General features: G+C 75.1%; 20 protein-coding genes and 1 pseudogene. 5 read left to right on the top strand and 16 right to left on the bottom strand.

Annotated elements, in window-relative coordinates:
- Positions 1-92: 92 nt before the first annotated feature.
- A complete protein-coding gene (locus IE330_RS08550; protein ID WP_190135273.1) occupies positions 93-299 on the top strand; it encodes a hypothetical protein in 207 nt (68 codons plus the stop codon).
- Positions 300-312: 13 nt separating this feature from the next.
- Here IE330_RS08550 and IE330_RS08545 read toward each other — a convergent pair whose 3' ends face one another.
- The 4 genes and pseudogenes from IE330_RS08545 to IE330_RS08530 form a co-directional block, all read right to left on the bottom strand.
- The gene (locus tag IE330_RS08545) at positions 313-1500 is read right to left on the bottom strand and encodes a thiolase family protein (RefSeq protein WP_190135272.1); all 1188 of its coding nucleotides are present in this window, start codon (positions 1498-1500) and stop codon (positions 313-315) included.
- A gap of 294 nt (positions 1501-1794) precedes the next feature.
- A pseudogene (locus tag IE330_RS08540) lies at positions 1795-2772 on the bottom strand (FAD-dependent oxidoreductase); the annotation flags it as partial.
- On the bottom strand, positions 2769-4211 hold the full coding sequence (locus IE330_RS08535) for an FAD-dependent oxidoreductase (protein ID WP_190135325.1): 1443 nt from the start codon (positions 4209-4211) through the stop codon (positions 2769-2771). The gene IE330_RS08535 and the pseudogene IE330_RS08540, both read right to left, overlap by 4 nt.
- A 70-nt stretch (positions 4212-4281) precedes the next feature.
- Positions 4282-5739, bottom strand: coding sequence for an FGGY family carbohydrate kinase (locus tag IE330_RS08530; RefSeq protein ID WP_190135270.1), 1458 nt, complete (start codon positions 5737-5739; stop codon positions 4282-4284).
- Positions 5740-6187: 448 nt separating this feature from the next.
- On the opposite strand from IE330_RS08530, the gene IE330_RS08525 reads away from it, so the two are divergent.
- The 3 genes from IE330_RS08525 to IE330_RS08515 all read left to right on the top strand — a co-directional run bounded on the left by IE330_RS08525 (position 6188) and on the right by IE330_RS08515 (position 10046).
- The gene (locus tag IE330_RS08525) at positions 6188-7189 is read left to right on the top strand and encodes a hypothetical protein (protein ID WP_190135269.1); all 1002 of its coding nucleotides are present in this window, start codon (positions 6188-6190) and stop codon (positions 7187-7189) included.
- A 97-nt stretch (positions 7190-7286) separates the two neighbouring features.
- A complete protein-coding gene (locus IE330_RS08520) occupies positions 7287-8813 on the top strand; it encodes an amino acid permease (RefSeq protein ID WP_190135268.1) in 1527 nt (508 codons plus the stop codon).
- A gap of 261 nt (positions 8814-9074) precedes the next feature.
- Positions 9075-10046 (top strand): ArsR/SmtB family transcription factor, encoded by a 972-nt coding sequence (locus IE330_RS08515; RefSeq protein ID WP_190135267.1) that lies wholly within the window; start codon positions 9075-9077, stop codon positions 10044-10046.
- A gap of 21 nt (positions 10047-10067) precedes the next feature.
- On the opposite strand, the gene IE330_RS08510 is transcribed toward IE330_RS08515, so the two are convergent.
- From IE330_RS08510 to IE330_RS08485, 6 genes are all read right to left on the bottom strand, one after another.
- Entirely contained in the window at positions 10068-10499 is a 432-nt protein-coding gene (locus IE330_RS08510; protein WP_190135266.1) for an ankyrin repeat domain-containing protein, read from the bottom strand.
- A 63-nt stretch (positions 10500-10562) separates the two neighbouring features.
- Positions 10563-11660, bottom strand: coding sequence for a hypothetical protein (locus IE330_RS08505; RefSeq protein WP_190135265.1), 1098 nt, complete (start codon positions 11658-11660; stop codon positions 10563-10565).
- A 139-nt stretch (positions 11661-11799) separates the two neighbouring features.
- Complete coding sequence (locus IE330_RS08500) at positions 11800-12378, bottom strand: GNAT family N-acetyltransferase (protein ID WP_229925486.1); 579 nt, start codon at positions 12376-12378, stop codon at positions 11800-11802.
- The gene (locus tag IE330_RS08495; RefSeq protein WP_229925485.1) at positions 12375-13100 is read right to left on the bottom strand and encodes an SDR family NAD(P)-dependent oxidoreductase; all 726 of its coding nucleotides are present in this window, start codon (positions 13098-13100) and stop codon (positions 12375-12377) included. The genes IE330_RS08500 and IE330_RS08495 overlap by 4 nt, the downstream gene beginning before the upstream one ends.
- Positions 13101-13196: 96 nt before the next feature.
- On the bottom strand, positions 13197-13376 hold the full coding sequence (locus IE330_RS08490; RefSeq protein ID WP_190135264.1) for a hypothetical protein: 180 nt from the start codon (positions 13374-13376) through the stop codon (positions 13197-13199).
- 135 nt (positions 13377-13511) lie between these two features.
- Positions 13512-14846, bottom strand: coding sequence for a radical SAM protein (locus IE330_RS08485; protein ID WP_190135263.1), 1335 nt, complete (start codon positions 14844-14846; stop codon positions 13512-13514).
- A gap of 225 nt (positions 14847-15071) precedes the next feature.
- On the opposite strand from IE330_RS08485, the gene IE330_RS08480 reads away from it, so the two are divergent.
- The gene (locus IE330_RS08480) at positions 15072-16454 is read left to right on the top strand and encodes a CAP domain-containing protein (protein ID WP_190135262.1); all 1383 of its coding nucleotides are present in this window, start codon (positions 15072-15074) and stop codon (positions 16452-16454) included.
- Between the two features lie 180 nt (positions 16455-16634).
- On the opposite strand, the gene IE330_RS08475 is transcribed toward IE330_RS08480, so the two are convergent.
- The 6 genes from IE330_RS08475 to IE330_RS08450 form a co-directional block, all read right to left on the bottom strand.
- Positions 16635-17651, bottom strand: coding sequence for a Gfo/Idh/MocA family protein (locus IE330_RS08475; protein WP_229925484.1), 1017 nt, complete (start codon positions 17649-17651; stop codon positions 16635-16637).
- The gene (locus IE330_RS08470; protein ID WP_190135261.1) at positions 17645-18673 is read right to left on the bottom strand and encodes a Gfo/Idh/MocA family protein; all 1029 of its coding nucleotides are present in this window, start codon (positions 18671-18673) and stop codon (positions 17645-17647) included. The genes IE330_RS08475 and IE330_RS08470 overlap by 7 nt, the downstream gene beginning before the upstream one ends.
- A gap of 149 nt (positions 18674-18822) precedes the next feature.
- The gene (locus IE330_RS08465; protein ID WP_229925483.1) at positions 18823-19734 is read right to left on the bottom strand and encodes a carbohydrate ABC transporter permease; all 912 of its coding nucleotides are present in this window, start codon (positions 19732-19734) and stop codon (positions 18823-18825) included.
- Complete coding sequence (locus tag IE330_RS08460) at positions 19727-20674, bottom strand: carbohydrate ABC transporter permease (protein WP_190135260.1); 948 nt, start codon at positions 20672-20674, stop codon at positions 19727-19729. The genes IE330_RS08465 and IE330_RS08460 overlap by 8 nt, the downstream gene beginning before the upstream one ends.
- Positions 20671-21936: an ABC transporter substrate-binding protein gene (locus tag IE330_RS08455; RefSeq protein WP_190135259.1), complete on the bottom strand. Its 1266-nt coding sequence runs from the start codon at positions 21934-21936 to the stop codon at positions 20671-20673. The genes IE330_RS08460 and IE330_RS08455 overlap by 4 nt, the downstream gene beginning before the upstream one ends.
- Positions 21937-21982: 46 nt before the next feature.
- Positions 21983-23110 carry an ROK family transcriptional regulator gene (locus tag IE330_RS08450; protein ID WP_190135258.1) on the bottom strand — a complete coding sequence of 376 codons (1128 nt, stop codon included), beginning with the start codon at positions 23108-23110 and terminating at the stop codon, positions 21983-21985.
- Positions 23111-23423 lie beyond the last annotated feature (313 nt).

Raw genomic sequence — 23423 nt, 5'->3', positions numbered from 1 at the left:
CGCACCGCGCGAGTATGCCCGCATACGTGGCTCTCGGCCGGGCCGGTTGACCGCTCCGTGGCCGGGGCGCGGGCCGTGGCGTTGAGGGGGGCATGGACACAGACGGCACACTTCCCCCGGACGGCGACCTGCCGCCGGTGCACGCCCGCCTGGTCGGGGCGTACTGGCTCGACTCCCCCTACCTCCCGCCCGCCACCGGCTGCTGCGCGCCGCCCCGCTCCGCCCGGCCGCTGTGCGTGACGGTGGTGGGGCTGTCCTGCCTCGTCGTCACCCTCGTCCTGGCCGTCACGCTGGCGTGACCCCGGGGGCGGGTCAGTCGCGCTCGACCAGGAGCGCGCTGCCCTGCCCCACGCCGACGCACATGGTGGCGAGGCCACGGGTGGCGCCGGTGCGGCGCATGCGGTGCAGGAGCGTGGTGAGGATGCGGGCGCCGGAGCAGCCCAGCGGGTGGCCCAGGGCGATCGCGCCGCCGTCCGGGTTGACCAGCTCGGGGTCGATGCCGAGCGCGTCCACGCAGGCGAGGGCCTGCGCCGCGAAGGCCTCGTTGAACTCGGCCTCCTGCACGTCCTCGACCGACCAGCCCAGCCGGGCCAGCGCCTTGCGGGTGGCGGGCACGGGGCCGAGGCCCATCACGTCCGGGTGGACGCCCGCGCTGGCCCCGGCCGCGTACCGGCCGAGGGACTCCAGGCCGAGGTCCCCGAGCGCCTCCTCGCTGACGAGCAGCAGGCCCGCGGCGCCGTCGTTCATCGGCGACGCGTTGCCCGCGGTGACGGTGCCGCCCTCGCGGAACACCGGGCGCAGCGAGCTGAGCTTCTCGTACGAGGTGTCCTCGCGGACGCACTCGTCGGCGTCGACGACGGTGCCGTCCGGGGTGGTGACGGGCAGCAGCTCGGCGTCGAAGTGGCCGTCCTTGCGGGCCGCGGCGGCGCGCCGGTGGCTGCGCAGGGCGAAGGTGTCCTGCCGCTCGCGGCCCACGCCGTGGCGGGCGGCCACCTCCTCCGCGGTCTCCCCCATGGAGAGCAGCCCGTGCAGGTCCTTCATGCGCGGGTTGGTCAGCCGCCAGCCGAGGCGGGTGTCGGCGGTCTCCATGCGGTGCGGCAGCGCCTCGTCGGGGCGGGGCAGCACGAACGGGGCGCGGCTCATGGACTCCGAGCCGCCCGCGACGACGACGTCGGCCTCGCCCGCGGCGATGGCGCGGGCGGCCGTGGTGACGGCCTCAAGACCCGAGGCGCAGAGCCGGTTCACGGTGGCCCCGGGCACCGAGTCCGGCAGGCCCGCGAGGAGCACGGCCATGCGGGCCACGTTGCGGTTGTCCTCCCCCGCCTGGTTGGCGGCGCCCCAGTAGACGTCGTCGATCCGGGCCGGGTCGAGGTGCGGCACCGCGTCGAGCAGGCCGCGTACGACGGCCGCGGCGAGGTCGTCCGGCCGGACGGAGGACAGCGCGCCGCGCAGCCTTCCGATGGGGGTGCGGCGAGCGGCGGCGAAGTGGACGGTGCGCACGGCGACTCCGGGGCGTGGACGAGAGCGGTTGGTCTGCGTGGACGGGAGCAGTTAATTAGCGGTGCTAGTTTCGGTTGGTTCCGGAGTCTACGTGGCACGGGGGTCCGGGGGAAGCGGGGCGCCGCGGGGGGCGGCGCCCCGCGGCGGGGATCGCAGGGCCGCAGGGGACGAACTCCGGGGCGTGGGGGGTGTCGGTCGTCCGCCCTGCGGGAGGGTCGTCCGCCCTGCGGGAGAGGGGAGCGCGCCGCCCCGGGCCGCGCCTTCGCTGTCCCGTCATCGCGCGGCGTGCGGCACCGGCCACTCCCCCGTCGCCAGGAAACGCCGGACCGCCGTCGCGGCCCGTCGGCCCTCGGCGGCCACCGCCCCCGCGGGCTCCACCGCGTGCGCCAGGTTGCCGACCGCGAAGACGCCGCGGACGGCCGTGCGGGAGGCCGCGTCGACGGCGGGTGCGCGCGTGCCGGGGGCGAGCGGCACGCCACCGCGCCGGGCCAGTTCGTGGTCGGGCACGAAGTCCCCGGTGAAGACCACGGTGTCGCAGGCGAGGTGGCCGCCGCGGCCGTCCCGGTGGCGCAGGCGCACACCCGCGAGGCGGCCCCGGCCGGTCAGTTCGACCACCTCGGTGTCCGTGAGGAGGGGCGTCGCGTGCCACAGCCGGGCCACGGCCGCGCGCCGGGCCGGTGCCTCCGGGCGCCCGGACGCGGTCACCTGGGCGACGACGTGGACCCCCGCGCGCCGCAGCGTGTCCAGGGCCGCGTACGCGACCGGCTCGGCGCCGACCACCACGGCCCGGGTGCCGACGCGCCGGCCGAAGAGGTGCACCGCCTGCTGGAGTTCGCCGGTGGTGTAGACGCCGTCGGGCCTGCTCCCCGGCACCAGGCGGGCGGCGCGGGGCCGCTCGCGGGCACCGGTGGCGAGGACGACGGCGCGGGCGCGGAGGCGCTCCAGGCCGCCGGGCGCGGTGGTGTCGAGCGTCAGGGGGCCCGCCCAGCCGGTGGCCGTGACGCCGGTGCGGACGGTGGCGCCCGCGCGCAGGGCCGCGTCGACGCACCGCCGCGCGTACCGGGGGCCGCTGGTGCCCGGCAGGGCCACGCCCGCGACCATCCGGTCGCCGAAGCCGCCGTGGTGGCAGTGGCGCGGGACGCCGCCCGCCCGGGCCTCGCGCTCCAGGACCTCGACCCGGGGCGCGCCCGCGGCGGCGAGCGCGGCCGCGGCGGCGACGCCCGCGGGCCCGGCGCCCACGACCAGGACGTCGACCGCGCGCTCGCTCCTCATGAGTCCCCCCGCGCCGGCCTCGTCGGGTCGCGGCCCTCGAGGAGTTCGCGCACCGCGGCGCCGCAGTAGAAGCCCTGGCACCGGCCGCCGCGGGCGCGCGTGCGGCGCCGCAGCCCGTCCACGGAGACGGGTGGGACGGTGCTGCGCAGGGCGTCGCGGATCTCGCCGCGCGTGACGCGTTCGCAGTGGCAGACGACGGCGCCGTACGCGGGGTCGGCGGCGATCATCTCGGCCCGCTGGTAGGGCCGGGGGAAGGCCTCGCCGAGGTTCGGCATCCGCACCGGCGCCAGGTCCCGGGGCGCGCCCAGGCGCAGTCCGGTCTCCGCGAGCAGGTCCGTGACGTACGCGGCGATGGCCATGGACGCCGTCAGGCCGGTGGAGCGGATGCCGCCGACGGTCACGTAGCGCTGCTCGGGCCGGGCGTGGATCTGGTAGTCGTCGTGCTCGGTCGCGGCCCGCAGCCCCGCGTAGACGGCCGTGACCTCCTCGTCGACGAGGTCCGGCAGGATCCGGGCGCCCTGTTCGCGCAGCGCGGCGAGCCCGGCGGCGGTGGAGCCGGTGGCCCGTCTGTCGTCGAGGTCCTCGGCGGTGGGGCCGAGCAGGACGTTGCCGTAGACGGTGGGTGCGACCAGGACGCCCTTGCCGAGGGCGGTGGGCACGGGCAGCAGGATGTGACGTACGAGGTCGCGGGCGAGCTTGTCGTAGACGATGAGCTGGCCGCGGCGCGGGGTGACGGTGAAGGTGTCGTGGCCGAGCAGGCGGTCGAGGGTGTCGGCGCCCAGGCCCGCCGCGTTGACCAGGTAGCGGGTGCGCAGGGCGCCCCGGCCGGTGGTGAGGACGTGGGTGTCCCCGTCCCGGGCGGCCGCGGTCACCCGGCAGGCGAGGTGCAGGTCGACGCCGGAGCGCACGGCCTGCGTGGCGTAGGCGAGCGGCGTCGTCCAGGGGCAGATGACGCTCTCGCCGGGGACGTCGAGCGCGCCGAGGGCGCCCGGGCCGAGGTGGGGCTCACGGGCCCGGACCGCGGCGGCGTCCAGGAGCCGGGCCTCGTGGTGGCCGTTGCGCGCGGCCTTCTCCGCGAGCCCCGGCAGGGCGGCGAGCTGTGCCTCGTCCCAGGCGACCAGGAGCGCGCCGACCGGCTCGACGGGGATACCGGCCTCGGCCGCGTACGCGGCGAGGCGCCGCTGCCCGTCGCGGACGAGCCGGGATTCGAGGGAGCCGGGCACGGCGTCGAACCCGGTGTGCAGGATGGCCGTGTTGGCCTTCGAGGTGCCTTCCCCCACGTCGTCGGACGCCTCGACGACGGCGATCCGCAGGGGGTGGCGGGCCAGTTCGCGGGCGACGGCGGCGCCGACGACCCCGGCGCCGACGACGGTGACGTCGTACGCCCCGCCGGGCAGGTTCCCGGCCCGCGTGACCCGGCCGTGCCGCCGCCGCTCCATCCCGTCCGCGCTCCTCGCACTCGTGGCCGCCCCGGCCTCCAGCCGGTGGGGCCCTGTCACTGTCCCGTCCTCACGTGGACGGCGCCCGCTCCCCGGCCCGGGCCAGCAGGGCGGTGACCTCGGCGCGGAAGGCCGCGCGGCGCGTCGCCGCCTCGTCGGGGCCGATGCGCGGCTCGTAGACGGCGGCGGGCTCCCACGCGGGGACGACGTCGGCGAGGCCGAGGCGCGGGTCGAGGCCGAGGCGTGCCACCGCACCCACGCCGAGCGCCGTCACGTCGGGCAGCGCCGAGACCTCGACGGGCCGCTGGAGCAGATCGGCCTGGGCCTGCATGAGCAGGGCCGAGCGGGTCAGGCCGCCGTCGACGCGCAGGGCGCGCAGGGGTTCGCCCAGGTCCGCGGCCGCGGCGTCGGCGAGCTCGGCGACCTGGGCGGCGATGCCCTCGCACAGCGCGCGGACGACGTGGCCGGGCCCCGTGTCCAGGCCGAGTCCGGTCAGGGAGCCGCGCAGGTCGCCGCGCCACCAGGGGGCGGCGAGCCCGGCCAGGGCGGGCACGAAGGTGACGCCGCCGGAGTCCGGGACGCCGGAGCCGACGCGGTCGAGGTCGTGCGCGCCGCCGATCACCCCGAGGTCGGTGAGCCAGCGCACGGCGGAGGCGGCCGTGTAGACCTGGCCGTCCAGGCAGTAGCTGGTGCGCCCCGCGAGGCGCCAGGCGACGCAGGCGACCAGGCCGGAGTCGCCGCGGCGGGGCCGCCCGCCGGTCTGGGCGAGGAGGAAGGCGCCGGTGCCGTAGGTGCACTTGGCGCTGCCGGGCGCGGTGACGTCCTGCGCGAGGAGGGCGGCCTGCTGGTCGACGAGGAGGCCGGTCAGCGGCACCTCGCCGCCGAAGTCCCGGGTGGTGCCGACCTGCCCGGCGGCGTCCACGACGCGGGGCAGCTCCTCGCCTTCGAGCCCGAAGAGGTCCAGGGCGCGCCCGGACCAGGTCACCGCGTCCAGGTCGAGGAGCTGGGTGCGGCCCGCGGTGGCGGCGTCGGTGACGAAGGCCCCGGTGAGCCGGTGCACGAGCCAGGCGTCGCTGGTGGTGACGACGCCGCGCCGGGTAAGGTGGCGGCGTATCCACGTCATCTTGGGCGCGGCGAAGTACGGGTCGAGCGGCAGGCCGGTGAGGTGGCGCAGCTCCTCGGCGTGCGCGGCCAGTTCGGCGCAGACCGGTTCGGCGCGGCGGTCCTGCCAGACGAGGGCCTCGGTGAGCGGCTCGCCGGAGGCGGGGTCCCAGGCGAGGACGGTCTCGCCCTGGTTGGCCAGGCCCACGGCGACGACCGGCTCGCCCGCCCGGGCCAGCGCGGCGCGCCCCGCGTCGAGCACGGAGGCCAGCAGCTCGCCGGGGGCGACCTCGACGAGGCCGCCGGGCAGGTGGCGGGGGCGTACGGGGGCTTCGGCGGAGGCGATCACGCCCCGCTCGGGGCAGACGACGAGGGCCTTGGTGCCGGAGGTGCCCTGGTCGACGGCGAGGACCGGGCCGCCGCTCATCGGCGCCCTGTCCGGCGTCGTGGCGCGCGGGCCCCGCGGAACGTCGTGATCACTGCGGCAGACTGCTACAGGCGTCGTACGACCGTCAAGGGACGGACGGGGTCGGATTCGGCGCCCAAATGTCGCTTTCGGATGTGCTGTTGACCGAAGCGGAACGCAAACGTCACACCGGCGCGCCGCGTTGACACAAGTTGGTCAAGAAAGATCCGGGGACCACCCAGTAATCGGAACTCTCCGCTCTACACTGACCGCCAAACAACAACACGCACTCGTACAACAGTTCATCACGCACGTCAGCCGTCGTGCGCCGGCCACTCAGCGGCCCTCCGCCCCTCCCGCACCACCCGACCCACCGCTCACCACAGCGCCACTCAGGACAGCACCCGCCACAGCACCGCGATCCCCGCCACCCGCCCGTTCCGCTCCCACGTCAGAGCCCAGAGGACCCATGCCGATGCCCTCAGCCCGCCCGGTGTATCACCCGGCCGGTCACGATGCACCGCTGCGCGCCGTGCTCCAGGACCTCAAGGCAGGCCGCTGGGTGTCGACGAGGAACCTGCTCACCGAGACCCCGGACTGGGGCCTGTGGACGCAGCGCACGCAGATCCTGGCGGCGGCGGTCGCCGGGTCCGACGTGGTGCGCGCCTGGCTCGCCGAGGAGCCGCGCAGCGTGGCCGCGACGATCCTGCACACCCGGGTCACGGTGGAGCGGGCCCTGCGCGCCCACCGCGCGGGCCACCGGCACACCAACGACCTGTGGCGGGAGGCGAACACCGCCTGCCGCATCGCCTCGCAGACCTCCCCGGAGGACCCCGTCCCCTGGATCTGCCTGATCGCGCTGGCCCAGCTCGACGAGGGCCAGCGCTGGGACGAGCACCGGGCCCCGGCGCCGGAGCCGATGCTCTTCCCCGGCCCCTGGCAGCTCCTCGCCGAGGCCGACAAGCGCGACCCGGGCAACCGCGAGGCGTACCACCGCATGCTCCAGTTCGCCTACCACCGCAGGCCGGGCGCGCCGCTCACCGAGGCGGTCAACTTCGTGCACTGGGCCTCGTCGGCGGCGCCCGCCGGGTCCCCGCTGCACGTGCTGCCGCTGTACGTACGGGTGGAGCGCTACCGGCGCGAGGGCGGTGCCGAGCGCGCGCTCGACCTGCACTGGATCGCCGAGGACGCGACGCGCGGCGCGCTGCGGGCGCTCCAGCTCTGGTTCGACCACACGCAGCCGGAGGCCGCCTCGCTGCTCGACCTCAACCACCTCGCGCACGCGCTGTGGGGCGCGCACCACTTCCACGACGCGGTGCGGGTGTTCGAGGCGCTCGACCCCTTCTTCACCACCGTGCCGTGGACGTACCGCACCACGTCGCCCGGGGACGCGGACGCCGCCGCCGAGGCGTTCGTGCAGGCCCGCGCGCGCTGCTACCACGCCGCGCGCGGTCCGGGGCCGCGCGGCTGACCCCCGCGCCCCCGACGGGCCGGCACCACCCCAGTACCGCGTCACCCCCCTGGCGCACCCCACACCCCCGCACCCCCGCTCTCCCGGAGGTTGATCCGTGTCCCGCACCACCGTGTCGAGTTCCGCCGCGATACCACCCCTGCCCGACGAGGAGCAGCGGCTGAGGGAGCTCGGCTACCAGCCCGTCCTCGCCCGCCGCATGGGCGGGTTCGGCAACTTCGCCATCAGCTTCTCCGTCATCTCCATCCTGTCCGGCTGCATGACGCTGTACGGCTTCGGCCTCGGCACCGGCGGGCCCGCGGTGATGATGTGGGGCTGGGCCGGGGTCGGCCTGATGGTCCTGTTCGTCGGTCTGGCGCTCGCCGAGGTCACCAGCGCCTACCCCACGTCGGGCGCCCTGTACTACATGGCGGACCGGCTCGGCGGGCGGCGCTGGGGCTGGTACACGGGCTGGCTGAACCTGCTCGGCCTGCTCGGCGCGATCGCGGGCATCGACTACGGCGCGGCCCTGTTCAGCGGCGCCCTGCTGAGCATGCACACCGACTTCACGCCGACCGCCGGCTCCACCTTCGTCATCTTCCTGTGCATCCTGCTGCTGCACGCGGTCCTGAACCTGTTCAACGTCCGCCTCGTCAGCCTCCTCAACTCCATCTCCGTGTGGTGGCACCTGGCGGGCGTCGCGGTGATCGTCGGCGTCCTCGCGATCGTCCCGGACTCGCACCAGTCGCCGTCGTTCGTGTTCGGCGAGTTCGTCAACGACACCGGCTGGTCGAGCCCGCTGTACGTGTGCGTGATCGGCCTGCTGCTCGCCCAGTACACGTTCTCCGGGTACGACGCCTCGGCGCACCTGTCCGAGGAGACCTCCAACGCCTCCGTGACCGCCGCGCGCGGCATCGTCCGCGCCATCTGGGTCTCCTGGATCGCCGGGTTCGTGCTCCTCGCCGGGCTCACCTTCGCCATCCAGGACTACAAGGGCACACAGGCCTCCGACACCGGGGTGCCGCCCGCGCAGATCTTCCTCGACGGGCTCGGCACGTCCGGCGCCACCGCGCTGATGCTCATCGTGATCGTGGCGCAGTTGTTCTGCGGCAACGCCGAGACGGCCGCGGCCAGCCGGATGGTCTTCGCCTTCAGCCGCGACGGCGCACTGCCGGGCTCCACGCTGTGGCGCAAGGTGAGCACCAAGACGCAGGTGCCGGTGCCCGCCGTGTGGCTGTCGGTGGGCCTCGCGGCCCTCATCGCGCTGCCGTCGCTGTACTCGAAGACCGCGTACGGCGCCGTCACCGCCATCAACGTCATCGGCATCACGCCCGCGTACGCCATCCCGGTGCTGCTGCGCCTGCGGGCGGGCGACCGGTTCCGGCCGGGGCCGTGGAACCTGGGCCGGTGGAGCAAGCCCGTCGGCTGGATCGCGGTGTGCTGGGTCGCCTTCGTGACGGTCCTGTTCTGCCTGCCGCAGTCCTCCCCGGTGACCGCCGACACCATGAACTACGCGTCCATCGCGCTGGCCGTGGTGCTGCTCCTGGCCACCGTGTGGTGGTTCGTGGCGCGCCGCTCCTACAACACGCCGGCCGCGTACGGCACGGACAAGGAGCAGGCGGAGATCGCCGAGGGCATCATCTGACGCCTCCGGTACGCGTTGAGCGCCTCTGGCACGCGTTCAGCGCCTCCGGCACGCGTCCAGCGCCTCTGGCACGCGCAGCACCGCTGGACCGCAGTCGCGCGGGCCGGGCACTCCCCCGTGAGGGCCCGGCCCGCGTCGGCGTTCCCGCCTCGCGCTCCAGTGAACTCCCGCGCGCCCGCGGGGCGTGAGGAATTCGACGACGTTCGAATGGCCGGGTTCCGCGTCGCGCGGGCCCGGGGGTGCCCCGCTAGCATCCGGGGCGTGATCCACGCGCACCTGGACGCGGAGTCCGTCGGCCGGATCCGCCTCGCCGTGTCGCCCGCGCTCGAAGCCGTCTGGTGGCTGCGGTACGCCGTGACCGGCGGGCGGCACCCGGTGTTCGGCGACCCGGGGGCCGCGGCCCGCTGGGCGCTGCGCCACCCCGACGTCCGCCTGGTCGCGCAGTGCCTGTCCGTCCCGGGCGGGCCGACGTACATGCCGGACCTCCTCACGCCGAAGCCCGCCCCGGGCCCGGCCCGGCGCACGCTCGCCGAGCAGCTCCAGGCGGTCGCGGGGACGCCGCCGGAGGAGGCCGCGTACCAGGTGTGCGAAGTGCGCTTCCTCGACGGGCCCGTGCCCGGGGACGTGCTCGACGCGGTGCAGGCCGGGGTGTTCGCCGCGCGCGCCGCCAACGGGCTGCGGCAGTTCTGGCAGGACGCGGTCGCCGACGGCTGGAGCGGCCTGAAGTCGGTCCTCGACGCCGACGTGGCCGCGCGCTCCGGCGAGATGGCCACGTACGGCGTCGGGCACGTGCTGAGGTCGCTGCACCCCGACATCGCGTGGGCCGACGGCCGGCTGACGATCCGCAAGGACTACGACGAGACCGTCCACCACCGGGGCGCCGACGTGGTGCTCACGCCCATGGCGGCGTCCTGGCCGCAGGTCAGCGTCCAGGTGGCCGAGCCCGGCACCGCGGTGCTCGGCTATCCGGCCACGGGCGTCGGCGCCGCCGCCGACCGGCCCCGGCGACCGGCCGTGGCCCGGCTCCTCGGCCGGAGCCGGGCCGCGCTGCTCGGGGACCTCGCCGCGCCCCGCACCACCGGCGAACTCGCCGCCCGGCACCGGCTCGCGCCCGCCACGGTCTCCTACCACCTGGGCGTGCTGCACCGCTCGGGCCTCGTGCTGCGGGAGCGGGACCGGCAGGTCGTCCGCTACCGCAGGAGCGCGGAGGGCGACGCGCTGCTCGGCGACTGACCCGGCGCGCCGCTCAGCCCGTCAGGTACGCGCGCGGGGCACGGCCCCGGCCGCGACGAGGAGGTCGGCGGTCTGTGCGTGGTGCATGTCGAGCGCCCAGTCCAGCGGCGCCCGGCCGGTGCCGTCCTCCTCCCGCAGGTTCGGGTCCGCGCCGTGCTCCAGGAGGGCGCGCACGGTCTCGGTGTGGCCCCAGCAGGCGGCCGCGCACAGGGGCGTGCCCTCCGAGCCCAGGCCGCGGCTCTCGGTGTCCGGGGCCGCACCGGCCACGAGCAGCACGCGGACGATCTTCGTCCTGCCGCTCACGGCGGCGCTGTACAGCGGCGTCATGCCGTCGCTGTCGCGCCACTCGGGGCCGGCCCCGGCCCGCAGGACGGCCCGCAGGCGAGCGGTGTCACCCGGCCAGAGGGCCTCGAAGAGGTGGCGGGTGAGCTTCTTCCGCTTGCGTCGGTTCATGATCACCGAGCTTAGCGGCCGTCCTGGGGACGGGGCCACGGATTATGTCCGCGGTGGTCCCGCTCAGCCGTCGAGGCGCTCCGTGTAGGCCTCCGTCGGCGGGTACGGCGAGGACCGCGTCATCCCGGCCGACCAGAAGCCCGCGGTGCCGGGGATCTGCGTGACGTCGTTGAGGTACGGCGCCCGGTCCGGGGCCGCCGGGCCGCGGACGACGGTCCAGGTGCCGTTGTCGAAGCGCAGATACGTGGCGCGGGCCTGGTCCTGGTGGTTCCAGCCCGCGATCCACGCCGGGCGCCCCTGGGTGTCGCCCGCGACGCCGGAGAGCGAGCCGAGCGTGAAGCCCGCGTCCACCTGGGTCCAGGCGGTGCCGTTCCAGTGCCGCAGGATCGGGTTGCCCGGGCGTCCGGGCGGCCCGCCGGCGCCGAACTCGTTGCCCACGGCCCAGACGTCGTCCGCGGCCACCGGGTGGACGTCGGCGACGCTCTGCCGCAGGCCCACGAGCGGCGGCAGCACCGTCCACGCGCCGTTCCACCGGGCCACGAACCCGGCCCAGCCGTTGCCGTACGTCTGGTCGCCGCACACCCACACCTCGTCGGGCGTGCGGAGCACCACCCGGTACAGGTTCACGCCCGCGACCGGCAGCGGGTCGAGCCACCGCCACCGCGTGCCGTCCCGGTGCAGCAGGCGCGTGGTGCCGCCCCGGGTGCCGCCGACCCACACCCGCCGGTCGGACCCCACGGCGACCGCGCCCAGGCGCACGTCCGGCTCGCCCTTGCCGGGGAACGCGGCCTCGCGCCAGGCGGCGCCGTCCCAGCGCAGCAGCGGACTCGCCCCGCCGGTGGGCGAGCCCACGCTCCACGCCGCGGCGGCGCACACCCCGGCCACGTCGGTCAGGCGCCCCTCGTAGGCGAGGCCCGTCTTCGTCCAGGCGGTGCCGTTCCAGACCATGGCGAGCCCCCGCCACGAGCCGCCCACGCTCTCCTCGCCCACGGCCCAGGCGAGGCGGGGTCCGGCGGCGGCGATCCGGCGCAGTTGCGCGGGCGGGACGCTGCCGGGCGCGGGCACCGCCTGCCAGTCCTGGGTCCGCGGCGCCGGGGTGGCGGCGCGGGCCGTGGCCGGGCCGAGCGCGACCCCCGACAGCGCGCCGAGCGTCCCTGACACAAATCGTCTTCGTCTCACGGCTGGTCCCCTCCCCACGGATCCCCGCATACGGGCGGACTGGAGGGACCACAGTGGGGCGTCGGGGCGGGCCGGTCTAGGTACCGGGATGACAAAACCCGGGCCCGCCACCCCGATCGCCCTACGGCGCGCGGTCGTTGAGCAGGCGCTGGAACAGCCGGTGGTCGCGCCAGGCGCCGTTGATGTGCAGATAGGCGGGCGCCAGGCCGAACTGGGTGAAGCCGCACTTGGCGAGCACACGCTGCGAGGCCGCGTTGTCCACGAGGGTGCCCGCCTCCAGGCGGTGCAGGCCGAGGCGCGCGTCGGCGGCGGCGCACACCGCCTCGACGGCGGCGGTGGCGAGGCCGCGGCCGACGTACCCGACGTCGATCCAGTAGCCGAGGTTCGCGCTGCGGAACGGGCCCAGGGTGATGTTCGACAGCGTGATGCCGCCGACGGCCGTGGGCCGCGCGGCGGCCGTGTCCCACAGCAGCCAGCGCGCGGTCAGGCCCGCCGCCCGCTGCTCCTCGTACCGGCGCAGGCGCGCCTCCTGGCCGCGCGGCGTGAAGTACTCCTCCGGGCGGACGGGCTCCCACGGTTCGAGGTGGGCGCGGCTGCGGCGGCAGGCCTCGGCGAGGGGCACGGCGTCCGCGGCCGTGGCGGGGCGCAGGGCGACGGTGTCGGTCAGGCGTGCCGGGTCCAGGCGCACGGGGCCGCTCACATGCCGCCCGCGACGCGCAGGACCGCGCCCGTCGCGTACGAGGCGTCGTCCGACAGGAGCCAGGACACGGCGCCGCCGATCTCCTCGGGGCGGCCGGAGCGGCCCAGGGGGATGGTGTCCGCGAGCTTCGCGGGGCGCTGCGGGTCCTCGTGGAACTCGGTCCAGATCACGCCCGGGGCCACGCAGTTGACGCGGATGCCGAGCGGGGCGACCTCCTTGGCGAGGCCGACGGTCATGGCGTCCACGGCGGCCTTCGTCGCGGCGTAGTGGACGTACTGGCCGGGGCTGCCGAGGGTGGCCGCGGCCGAGGAGACGTTCACGATCGCGCCGCCGCCGGTGGCGGTCATGTCGCGCACGGCGCGGCGGGCGCAGAGCAGGTAGCCGAGGACGTTGACGTCGATCGCGCGGCGCATGCCGTCCGCGTCGGCCTCGGCGAGGGGGCCGTTGGGGCCGCTGACGCCCGCGTTGTTCACCAGTCCCGCGACCGGGCCGAGTTCGGCGGCGGCGGTGTCGAAGAGGCGGTCCACGTCGTGCTCGTCGGCCGTGTCGAGGGCGACGGTGACGCAGCGGCGGCCGGTGGCGCGGACGGCCTCGGCGGCCCGCCCGGCGGCGGCCTCGTCCGAGCGGTAGCCGAGGGCTATGTCGTGGCCGTCGTGGGCGAGGCGGAGCGCGACGGCGGCGCCGATGCCACGGCTGCCGCCGGTGATCACGGTTACTTTCACGGGGTGCCTCCGGCCGTACGGGATCTTGTGGCCGCAGTCTACGAGGGCGGGCGAGGGCGGGGCCCGGGGGCGGTCCCCCGGGCCCCGGCGCTCACGTCAGGGCGCGAGGCACCCCGTGGGGTTCGGCAGCTCGGGCGGCACCGTCACGCTCGACAGGTCGAGGAGAGCGGTCGCTTCGGTGACGACGCAATTGGGGTCCGGCACCGCGTTGGCGGGTGCGGTGAGCACCCCCAGCAGGGCGAGTGTTCCGACGGCGAGGGCAGCGATACGACGCATCGGCATCCTTTCCAGGTGCGAATGTGTTCATGACGCCCGCAGAGCTGCCCGACGCCGTGTCCCGGTATGCCCCGCTCACCCGGACGGGGCTGCCGAATCGATCCCGCACCCACCCTGAGGAGGGACGGCCGCGCGTTACACCTGCTCCGGCACCGTTTCCTCGGCCGGGAGGCTGTCCATGAAGGAGCTGACCGAGAAGACCGCGTTGCCGGGCCCCGCGGGACCGTACCCGGGCGGCGAGGAGAGGCCGAACTCCGCCATGGTCGCGCGGTACTCCTGGAGCAGGCGCACGTGGTACTCCAGCGGTGCGCCCAGCGGGTTGGCCTTGCCGAGCGGCGTGGTGGGCTCCGGGCACCAGGTGGTGAAGCGCGGGGTGATGCCGTGGCCCATGAAGTAGCGCAGGCCCTCGACGGTGGAGTCGATGGCCTCGTCGACGGTCGTGAAGCCGAAGGGCTCGGCCATCTCGACACCCGCCACGAAGTTCGGGATGACGTTGCGCGGCCCGAAGACCTCGGCGGAGTCCAGGATGCGGCGGTGCCACTCGTCGCGGCCGACGTAGCGCTCCTTGCCCGGGCAGTAGAGCTCGAACAGGCGGCGGTCCCACACCTCGTAGTTCGGGTGGTAGATGCGCACGCCGTAGTCGTGGAAGCGCTGGACGTCCTCCTTGGGCAGCGCCTGGGCGACGACCTTGCCGATCCAGCGGCCGGGGAAGCGCTCCTCGATGGCCTTCGCGTACTGGCCGTAGAAGTCGGCCTCGTCCTTGCCGCCGACCCGCGAGGTGACGGCGCCGCCGGTGAGCGTGTACGCGGTGGACGCCTTCGCGGTGTCGTACCGGTCGATGATCTCCAGCGCCTCCAGGACCTCCTCGACGGGCTTGACGCCCGTGTAGGGGCGGCCCGCCGCCTTGTGCTGGCGCCAGTTGTGGTTGATGTCGCAGTACTGGCACTCCTCCTTGGCGCCGAAGTACTGGCAGACCCGGAAGACGGTGAGGTAGATCAGGTAGCCCCACTGGATGGTGGGGGCCACCTCCATGACGGACTTGCCGTTCGCGAGCTTGTGCCGGTAGTACTCCGGCATCGGCGGCACGCCGACGTCGGAGATCCGCTGCCCGTCCAGGTAGAGCCCGAGCAGGCCGTCGCGGTCGGCGGCCACGCGGTACGGCGAGGACGGGTTGACCCGTACCGACACCACGGTGCGGCGCAGCTCGTAGGGGCCGCCGGTCAGGACGATCTCCTCCGGCGGGCGGCGCAGGGCGGCGGCGCCGAGCTCGGGCAGCGTGCCGTGGTCGAAGGAGAAGATGAAGTACGACTTGGGCTTGACGTCGCCGGAGGCCTCGTTGGCGCTGTCGCTGAGCGCCGACTCGTCGAAGGCCACGCCGCCGCGCAGCAGGTCCTCCTTGATCACGGCCTCGCGCGGCACCTGCGGGTGCCGCTGCATGAGTCCTTCGATCAGCTCCGTACGCCTGGGCATGGGGCGGGCACCTCGGTCCTGTCTGGTTTGCTCTTTTTGTCCGAATTGTTCAGTTGTGGCCGATGTGCAGGGGGTCGCCCCGCACAGGCACCACGCTAATACCGGCGCCCGGGCCGGTCGCCGCCGCCCTCGCGGAGCGGGAACCTCCGCGGCGGGGCCGCGCGTTGCTCTGGTGATCGCCCGGCCGACGCGGGCGGTGTCCGACCCGACCGACAGGCGGCGCCCATGAACGACCTGGTCCCGGGGGGCAACGTGCCCCTGCCGGACGGCCTCCTGACGCTGCGCGTGCCCGGCCCCTTCGACCTGTCCGCCCTGGTCACCGACCAAGGCGGCAAGGTCGCGGGCGACGCGGACTTCGTGTTCTACAACCAGCCCGCCGCGCCCGGCGCCCGGCTGAGCGGCGACGTGCTCACGGTCGACCCCCGCCGGCTGCGCCCGGGCGCCGACCGCGTCACGCTGGTCGTCAGCCCGGCCGAGCCCGGCACCCCGCTGGGGCGCCTGCCCGCCGTCGCCCTCCAGGTCGGCGGCGCGCGCGGGGAGGCGGTCGCGCGGTTCGCCCCGCCCCGTCTCGGGCCGGAGACCGTCCTGCTGCTCGCCGAGATCTACCGCCGCGGCACCGCCTGGAAGCTCCGCGCCCTCGGCCAGGGGTACGCGGACGGGCTCGCGGGCGTGGCGCGGGACTTCGGGCTCGACGTGGCGGACGAGCCCGGCGTCGCCGCGAGCGAGGCCGTCACGGTGGTGATGGCGCGGCCCCTGGTGGCCGTGCCCGCTGCCCCGCCGCCCCAGGCGCCCGCCCCCGCGCGGGCGCCGGACCGTGCCGCGCCGCCGGGCCCGCTCCAGGACTTCCTCGCCCGGGTGAACGCCGCGCGTGCCGCCGCCGGTGCGCCCGCCGTCACCCTGGACGCCCGGCTCACCGCCGCCGCCCGCGCGCAGGCGGCGGGCATGGCGGCGCGCGGGGCCCTCGGCTCGGAGGGCCCGGACGGCACCTCGCTGCACCAGCGCGTCACGGCGGCCGGTTACGTGTACCTGACGGTCGGCGAGCACCTGGTGTCGGGGCCGCGCACCCCGGCCGACTTCCTCGACTACTGCCTGCGGGGCGGTGACTCCCGGCGGACCGTCCTGGAGCGGGCCCACACCCACGTCGGGCTGGGGCAGGCGCCCGGCGGCCGCTCCGGCGACGTGTTCTGGACGGCGGTGTGGGCGGAGCCGTTCACGCCGCGGGGGCTCGACCGGTTCGCGGCGGAGGTCCTCGCGCTCACCAACGGCCACCGTGCGGCGGCCGGGCTGCGTCCCCTCGCGGCGGACCCGCGCCTGACCGCGGCCGCGCAGGCGCACAGCGACGACATGGTCGCCCGCGCGTTCTACTCCCACACCGCGCCGGACGGCAGCGAGCCGTGGCACCGGGCCGCGGCGGCGGGCAGCGCGCACCGCGCCGTCGGGGAGAACATAGCCTGCGGCCAGCGCTCGCCCGCCGAGGTCGTGCGGGGCTGGATGGACAGCCCGGGGCACCGGGCCAACATCCTCAAGCCCGCGTTCACGCACCTTGGGGTGGGGTTCGCGGGTGGGGGGCGGGCGGGTACGTATTGGACGCAGCTTTTCGGGGGCTGAACGCTGCGCTGTGCTGGGGCGGGGGTGTGCGCTGCCCTGTCTGTGTTGGTTGTCGGCTGCGGACCGTCCCTGGCTGGGCGCGCAGTTCCCCGCGCCCCTTGCGGGGCGCCCAGCACTCGGGGCGGTTTCTGGCTGGGCGCGCCGTTCCCCGCGCCCCTTCGGGGCGGTCCTCACCGGCTCCTAGTGAGAGATCGGGACCGGCATTCCCGTGTGGGCCGATGTGTAGCTTGCTGTCACTATGCGGAGGGTGCGGAGGGCCGATTCGCCGTCGGGCACCGTGGGGCCGTCGGGGGCGGGGCCGTGGAGGAAGGCGTGCAGCATGCGTTCGTCCAGGTTCACGCCGAAGGGCAGTTCCACGCCGCGGGCGTCGCGCTCGCTGTAGCCGTGGACCTTCTGGTCGAACGCGTCCATCTCCAGCGTCGCGTGCTCGCCGACCACGGTCATCTCCAGGCCGCCCCAGGAGTGGTGCGAGCGGGGGTGGGACCAACTGCAGTCGATGGTGACGACGGTGCCGTTGTCGTAGGCCACGGTGACCAGGCCGCTGGTCTCCACGTCCGTCTCGCCCTCGTACAGGAGGTTGTTGGTCTGCGCGTACACCTCCAGCGGGCGGGCCCCGAAGAGGTCGTCGACCAGGTCGGCGATGTGGACGGTGTGGTCCATGAGCGCGCCCCCGCCCGCGAGTTCGCGGTCGGCGAACCAGCGGCGCGCGCGGGTCGGCAGGTGCCCGTTGTTGGCGCCGGACACGGTGAGGACCCGGCCGGTGTCACCGGCGGCGACCGCGCGTTTGACGGCCGCGTACGCCGGGCTGAAGCGCACCGGGTGCGCCACGGCGAGCCGGACCCCGGCGGCGCGGCACGCGGCGACCATGGCCTCGCCGTCCGCCACGGTCGTGGCGAGGGGCTTCTCGCACAGCACGTCCACGCCCTGCGCGGCGGCGCGCTCGACGAGCGGGCGGTGCCGGGCGTTCTCCGAGCAGACCAGCACGGCGTCGGGCCCCCAGGCGAAGGCCTCGTCGTAGGTGTCCGCGTACGGGACGCCGAGGGAGGCGGCGAGCGCGGCGCCGCGCACCTCGCCGGGGGCGGCGGACCCGGTGTCCGGGTCGCTGCCGAGGACCTCCACGCCCGGCATGGCGCGCAGCAGCCGCAGGTACGCGGCCGCGTGGACGTGGGCGAACGACAGGACGGCGACCTTCAGCACGCGGACTCCTTCTGCTCGGCGGGCAGGTCGACGGCCCGGCCCGTGCGGCTCGACTCGATGGCGGCGCAGGCGACGCGTACCGCCGCCACCCCGTCGGCGGCGCCCACCCGGGGCACGAGCCCCGGGTCGTCCCAGGAGGCGGCGAACTCGCGCAACTGGGTGAGGTAGGGGCTCTCCGTCATGGGCGTCGACGGGATGCCCTCGTTCGGGGCGCGTACGCCCTGCGCGGTGATGCGGAAGCCGGGCACGGCGGCCGAGTCGTGGTGCAGCAGCCCGTCGGACCCGGCGACCCGGAAGGTCGTGCGGAACGGCTGGTCGGGCAGGCCCCACAGGCCGCTCACGTGGGTGATCGCGCCGGACGCGTGGGTGAGCACGGCGGTGGCGGCGACGACCTCGGCGGGGGTGCCGGTGGCGCGCTCGGCGCCGCGGGTGAGGGCGTGCACCCGTACCACCTCGCCCGCGACCCAGCGGGCGATGTCGATGTCGTGCACCATCAGGTCCAGGAGCACGCCGCCGGACTGGGCGGGGTCCCCGAACCACGGCGCCCACTGCGGGCGCGCGCTGCCGCGGGTGAAGCGCAGCACGGCGAGCCGGCCGAGGTCGCCGTGGGCCACGGCCGCGCGCAGGGTCGCGTACGCGGGGAAGTAGCGCACCACGTGGGCGGGGTGCAGGTGGACGCCCGCCGCCGCGGCGGCCGCGGCCACCTCCTCGGCCTCCCGCACGGTCAGGGCGAGCGGCTTCTCGCAGACGACGTGCCGCCCGGCGGCGATCGCGGCGAGCGCCAGCTCCCCGTGGGTGGGCGTGGGGGTGCAGATGTCCACGGCGCGGCAGCGGTCGAGCAGGTCGGCGAGGGTGGGCACGGCGGTGACGGCGTGGCCGCGTCCGGCGTACTCGGCGGCCAGCTTCTCGGCCGAGCCGTCCTGGGTGTACACGCTGACGGTGGCACCCAGGGCGAGCCAGCCGGGCAGGTGGGCGCGGGCGATGCCGCCCGCGCCGAGCAGACCGATGGAAAGCGGTGGCATGAGGGCGGTGGCCCCTCTCTGTTCGGCGGCGGGTCCGTTCCTTGCGGTGGCTGTGTCCGGGCGGTACGGCGGCTGTGTCCGGGCGCGGTACGGCGGCGGTCGCGGTTGCGGCCGGGGCGCGTGCCGGGCCGTCGACGGTGCCGGGCGGGTCAGCTCTTCACCCCGGAGGAGGCGACGCTCTGCACGAAGTGCCGCTGGAGGAAGACGTAGACGAGCAGCATCGGCAGGCTCGCGATCAGGGAACCGGCCATCATCACCGGGTAGTTGGTCTCATACTGGCCCTCCAGGGAGGTCAGGCCCGCGCTGATCGGCATGGCCTCGGGGTCGGTGTTGACGATGAGGGGCCACAGCAGGTCGTTCCAGGCCGCCATGGCGGTGATGACGGCGAGCGCGGCGAGGGCGGGCCGGATCAGCGGGAGCATGACCGACCAGAAGATGCGGAAGGAGCCCGCGCCGTCGATGCGGGCGGCCTCCTCCAGCTCCCGGGGCAGCGTGAGGAACGCCTGGCGCAGCAGGAAGGTGCCGAAGGCGCTGAACATGCCGGGCAGGAAGAGCGCGGGCGCCGAGTTCAGCAGCCCGAAGCTCTGGATGATGTCGTACTGCGGCAGCACGAGCAGGGAGCTCGGCACCATCAGGACGGAGAGGAAGAGGCCGAACAGCAGGTCGCGGCCCTTGAAGCGCATCCGTGCGAACGCGTAGGCGGCCAGGGAGCAGAACACGAGCTGGCCGGCGGTGCGGCCCACGGTGTTGATGGCGCTGTTGGTGAGCATCTCGCGGAACGGCAGCGCCGTGAACACCTCGTCGAAGCTGGACCACTTCCAGTCCTCGGGCAGGAACGTCGGCGGGACGCGCGAGACCTCCGCGAGCGACTTCAGGGCGGTGAGGAGCTGCCAGCAGAACGGGAAGATCATCACGAGCGCGCCGAGGGAGAGCACGAGGTGGGTGGCGACGGACCCGGGGCGCGGGCGGGGGCGCCGCGTCCGCTGCGGGGGGCCGCCGGGCGCCGGATCACCGGTCCGCGCCGGAAAGAACGTGCCACCGCGCGCGGTCGAGTCACCCATAGTGCACCCACCTCTTCTGGAGCCGGAACTGGAGGTACGTGAGGGCCGCGATGAGCAGCATCAGGAGGAAGGCGAGGGCGGCCGCGGCGCCCTGGGCGTTCTCCATGAAGGCCCACTTGTAGAAGAGGCCGACGACGGATTGGGTGTCGCCGACGGCCGGGTTCTTCTCGCCCATCATGATGTAGATCAGGTCGAAGACCTGGAGCGACTGGATCATGCAGATGACGGACGCGAAGAAGATCGTGGGGCTGAGCAGCGGCAGGGTGATGGTGAAGAACCGCCGCACCGCGCCGGCGCCGTCCAGCTCGGCGGCCTCGTAGTAGTCCTGCGGGATGCCCTTGATGCCGGCCATGAAGAGGATCAAGTAGTAGCCGGTGGTGGACCAGACCATGACGGCGCCGATGGCGAAGACGGCCGTCGAGGGGTCGGAGACCCAGTAGCGGCGGTCCACGCCGAACCAGCCGAGCACCTCGTTCAGGAGCCCGAAGTCGCCGTTGTAGAGCCAGTTCCACACCAGGCCCACGGCGACGGGCAGAGTGACGAACGGGACGAAGTACAGGGCCCGGTAGAGCGGCACGGCGCGCAGGCCGCGGCGGTTGAGCAGGGAGGCGACGACGAGGGCGAGCGGCAGGGCCGTCAGCCCGATGCCGCAGTAGAGGACGGTGTTGCCGAGGGCCTGCCAGACGGTGACGTCCTTGACGACGCGGGCGTAGTTGTCGCCGCCGACCCAGGTGTGGCCGCCGAAGGGGCCGAACTCGGTGAAGCTGAAGTAGAACGTCTGGATCATCGGCCAGAAGTAGAAGAGCGCGAAGCCGAGGCCGAGCGGCGCGACGAACAGGTAGGCGGTGCGCTGGTCGCGGCCGGCGGGGCCGGTGCCCGCGGCGCGGGCGGCGCGCCGGTCGGCGGCCTTCGCGGCGGCGGTCGCGGGGAAGACACTCATGTGTCGCGCTCCTCCTTCAGGGCCCGGTCCATCTGCTCGCCGAGGGTGCGCGCGGCCTCCTCGACACCGCCCTTGCCGCTGAACGCGGCGCCCAGGAGCGGGTATTGGAGGTTCTCCCAGACGGCGGTGTTCTTCGAGCTGGGGTAGGGGGCGCCGTACTCCTTCATGTCGATGAAGTGCCGGAGGTCGAACTCCGGCATCGACGAGATCCAGGCGTCCTGCGTGCCCGCGTAGCTGGAGATCGTCACGCCCGACTCGGCCTGGATCACGGCGGCCTCGCGACCCGCCATGAAGTGCACGAACTTCCAGGCCGCCGTCTTCTTGTCGCTCTTGGCGGAGACGACGTTGGCGAGGCCGTGGATGACGGTGGCCCGCTCGCGGCCCTTGGGCAGGACGGTGACGCCGCCGTGGTCCTTCAGCGCGGGCACCGCGTACATCTGCCCGGCCATCGCGGACAGGTCGTTCACCATGGCCGCCTTCTCCGACCAGAAGCGCACCCGGCCGATGTTCTCCACCATCGCGCTCTGCGGCGGCGACCAGCCGCGGTCGATCATGTCGGTGAGGAAGCGCAGGCCCTCGATGGTCCGCTCGTCGCCGAAGCCGGAGCGGCCGTCGCGCAGGACGTAGCCGCCGGCGCCGAACACGGCGGGGTAGATGACGATCTGCCGCTGCATCTCGGCGGCGTAGCCGTGCACCCGCTCGCGCGGATTGGTCAGCTCGGCGGCGGCGTCGCGCAGGTCGTCCCAGGTCCACGTGGTGTCGGGGTAGGGGACGCGCGCCTTGTCGAAGAGGTCCTTGTTGTACCAGAGCCCGATGGTGTCGAAGTCCTTCGGGATGCCGTACTGGGTGCCCCGGTACGCGTAGAGCCGTACGAGCTGCCGGGGGTGGCGGTCCAGCGGTGTGCCGTCGCGCCGGATGTGCTCGGACAGCGGCTCCAGGACGCCGTGGGCGGCGTAGAGCTGGAAGTTGACGGCGTTCATCCAGAACACGTCGGGGGCGGTGCCGCCGCGCATCGAGGTCTTCAGCGTGGTCCAGTAGGTGGCCCACGGGGTGAGCTCGATGCGCACGGATATCCCGGGGTTCCGCCGCTCGAAGGCGGCGATGATCTTCTTCATGCCCGGGACCTGCGCCGGGTCCCACATGCCGTACGAGAGGGTGGTGCGGCCGCCGCTCTCGCTGCCGCCGCCCTGGTCCGAGCAGGCGGCGAGCACGGGTGCCGACGCGGCCGCCAGGCCAGAGCAGAGGAGGGTCCTCCTGCGCATACGCGCCTCCGCTTCGGGTCGGTTCGGGGGTGAGGGGACCGGCGGGCTAGTCCGCCGGGTCCGCGAGCAGTTCCTCCTCCACGCGGTCGAGGGCCTTGCGTACGGCGCCGAGGGCCACGCCGCGCTCGCCGAGCGTGCTCAGCGCGACGCGCGGCAGGTGCAGTGTCAGCGGGCGCAGCCGCTCCTCGAGGAGCGGCACCAGGTGGGAGCCGAGCGGTGTGGCGCCGCCGGTGAGCACGATCAGCTCGGGGTCGACGGCGAGCGCGAGGGCGGCGATGCCGGGCGTCAGACGGTCGGCGAAGTCCGCGGTGGCGGCGAGCGCCCGCGGGTCCGCGGCGTCCGCGGCACGCGCGAGCGCGGCCACCTCCGACTCGCCCGGCCGGCGCGGGCCCGGCCAGGCGAGGGCGTCCTGCGCGGTGTTCAGGCCGAGCAGCGGCAGCAGGCCGAGTTCCCCGGCGCCACCCCGGCCGCCGCGGTGCAGCCGCCCGCCGATGGCCAGGGCGCAGGACACGCGGTGGCCGGTGAGCACGCACACCACGTCCCCCGCGAGCGTGGCGGCGCCCTGCCAGCGCTCGGCGAGGACGGCGAGGTTGACGTCGTTCTCGACGAGGGTGTGGCCGGGCTCGCCGTCGGCGAGGTGGCGCCCGAGGTCGACGCCGGACCACTCGGGCACGACGACGGAGGTGACGTGGCCGCCCGTGTCGACGACGCCGGGGACGCCGACGCACCGCGCGCGCACCGCGTCGCGGCGGGCGCCGTGCGCGGCGAGGAAGTCCTCCATGGAGCGCTGGAGCAGCGCGAGGCGGGGGCCGCCGCCCATCGCCGGGTCGATGTCCGCGCGCTCGTGGGCGAGGACGGTGCCGCCGAGGTCGGCCAGGAGCAGCACCATCTTGTGCAGCCCTATATCGGCGCCGAGCACGTACCCGGCCTCGGCCCGGAAGCGGAACCGCCGCGCGGGCCGGCCCCGCGCCCGCTCCCCCGCGGCCGCCTCGGTGACCCAGCCCTGGGCGGTGAGGTCCTCCAGGGCCGCCTCCACGGTGGGCCGGGACAGGGCGGTTCCTGCGGCGAGTTCGGCGAGGGTCTGCGGGCTGCGGCGGTGCAGGGCGCGCAGGACGACCGTGGTGTTCAGGCGGCGCAGCCCGGCCAGGTCGTGGCCACGCGTCCGTTTACGCATCACTTCTGCACTCCGGACGTGGTGGTGGAGAGGCCTCGTGGACAGGCTCATGCCCGCCGGTCGAAGGGATTTGGGAGGAGAGTTGCAGAAAGACGCGGCAACGGGAAGACCCCGTGCGCGACTTTCGCCCGCGCCGGGCGGACGGGCGCGACCCGGGCCGCGCGCCGGTGGACGGGCCCCGTGCGCCCCGGCGCAGTCACCGCGGGCGCTGCGGGAGGCGGCCGGGTCCCGGTACGGTCCCGGTGCGGGACCGGACGGCCGGTCGGCCGTGAGCCGTCGGCCGATCGTCCGGCCGGACGATCGGCCGACGGCT

Source organism: Streptomyces longispororuber, assembly GCF_014656095.1.
GTDB classification, from domain to species: domain Bacteria; phylum Actinomycetota; class Actinomycetes; order Streptomycetales; family Streptomycetaceae; genus Streptomyces; species Streptomyces longispororuber.
The sequence above is the reverse complement of the archived record's forward strand: the minus strand, read 5'-3'. Positions and strand labels throughout refer to the sequence as shown.

What these genes read in the sequence shown, in the direction of transcription:
- IE330_RS08550 (WP_190135273.1), top strand. Translation starts at nt 93, where the DNA reads ATGGACACAGACGGCACACTTCCCCCGGACGGCGACCTGCCGCCGGTG.
- IE330_RS08535 (WP_190135325.1), bottom strand. Translation starts at nt 4,211, where the DNA reads ATGGAGCGGCGGCGGCACGGCCGGGTCACGCGGGCCGGGAACCTGCCC.
- IE330_RS08530 (WP_190135270.1), bottom strand. Translation starts at nt 5,739, where the DNA reads ATGAGCGGCGGCCCGGTCCTCGCCGTCGACCAGGGCACCTCCGGCACC.
- IE330_RS08525 (WP_190135269.1), top strand. Translation starts at nt 6,188, where the DNA reads ATGCCGATGCCCTCAGCCCGCCCGGTGTATCACCCGGCCGGTCACGAT.
- IE330_RS08510 (WP_190135266.1), bottom strand. Translation starts at nt 10,499, where the DNA reads ATGAACCGACGCAAGCGGAAGAAGCTCACCCGCCACCTCTTCGAGGCC.
- IE330_RS08490 (WP_190135264.1), bottom strand. Translation starts at nt 13,376, where the DNA reads ATGCGTCGTATCGCTGCCCTCGCCGTCGGAACACTCGCCCTGCTGGGG.
- IE330_RS08485 (WP_190135263.1), bottom strand. Translation starts at nt 14,846, where the DNA reads ATGCCCAGGCGTACGGAGCTGATCGAAGGACTCATGCAGCGGCACCCG.
- IE330_RS08480 (WP_190135262.1), top strand. Translation starts at nt 15,072, where the DNA reads ATGAACGACCTGGTCCCGGGGGGCAACGTGCCCCTGCCGGACGGCCTC.
- IE330_RS08470 (WP_190135261.1), bottom strand. Translation starts at nt 18,673, where the DNA reads ATGCCACCGCTTTCCATCGGTCTGCTCGGCGCGGGCGGCATCGCCCGC.
- IE330_RS08465 (WP_229925483.1), bottom strand. Translation starts at nt 19,734, where the DNA reads ATGGGTGACTCGACCGCGCGCGGTGGCACGTTCTTTCCGGCGCGGACC.
- IE330_RS08460 (WP_190135260.1), bottom strand. Translation starts at nt 20,674, where the DNA reads ATGAGTGTCTTCCCCGCGACCGCCGCCGCGAAGGCCGCCGACCGGCGC.
- IE330_RS08455 (WP_190135259.1), bottom strand. Translation starts at nt 21,936, where the DNA reads ATGCGCAGGAGGACCCTCCTCTGCTCTGGCCTGGCGGCCGCGTCGGCA.
- IE330_RS08450 (WP_190135258.1), bottom strand. Translation starts at nt 23,110, where the DNA reads ATGCGTAAACGGACGCGTGGCCACGACCTGGCCGGGCTGCGCCGCCTG.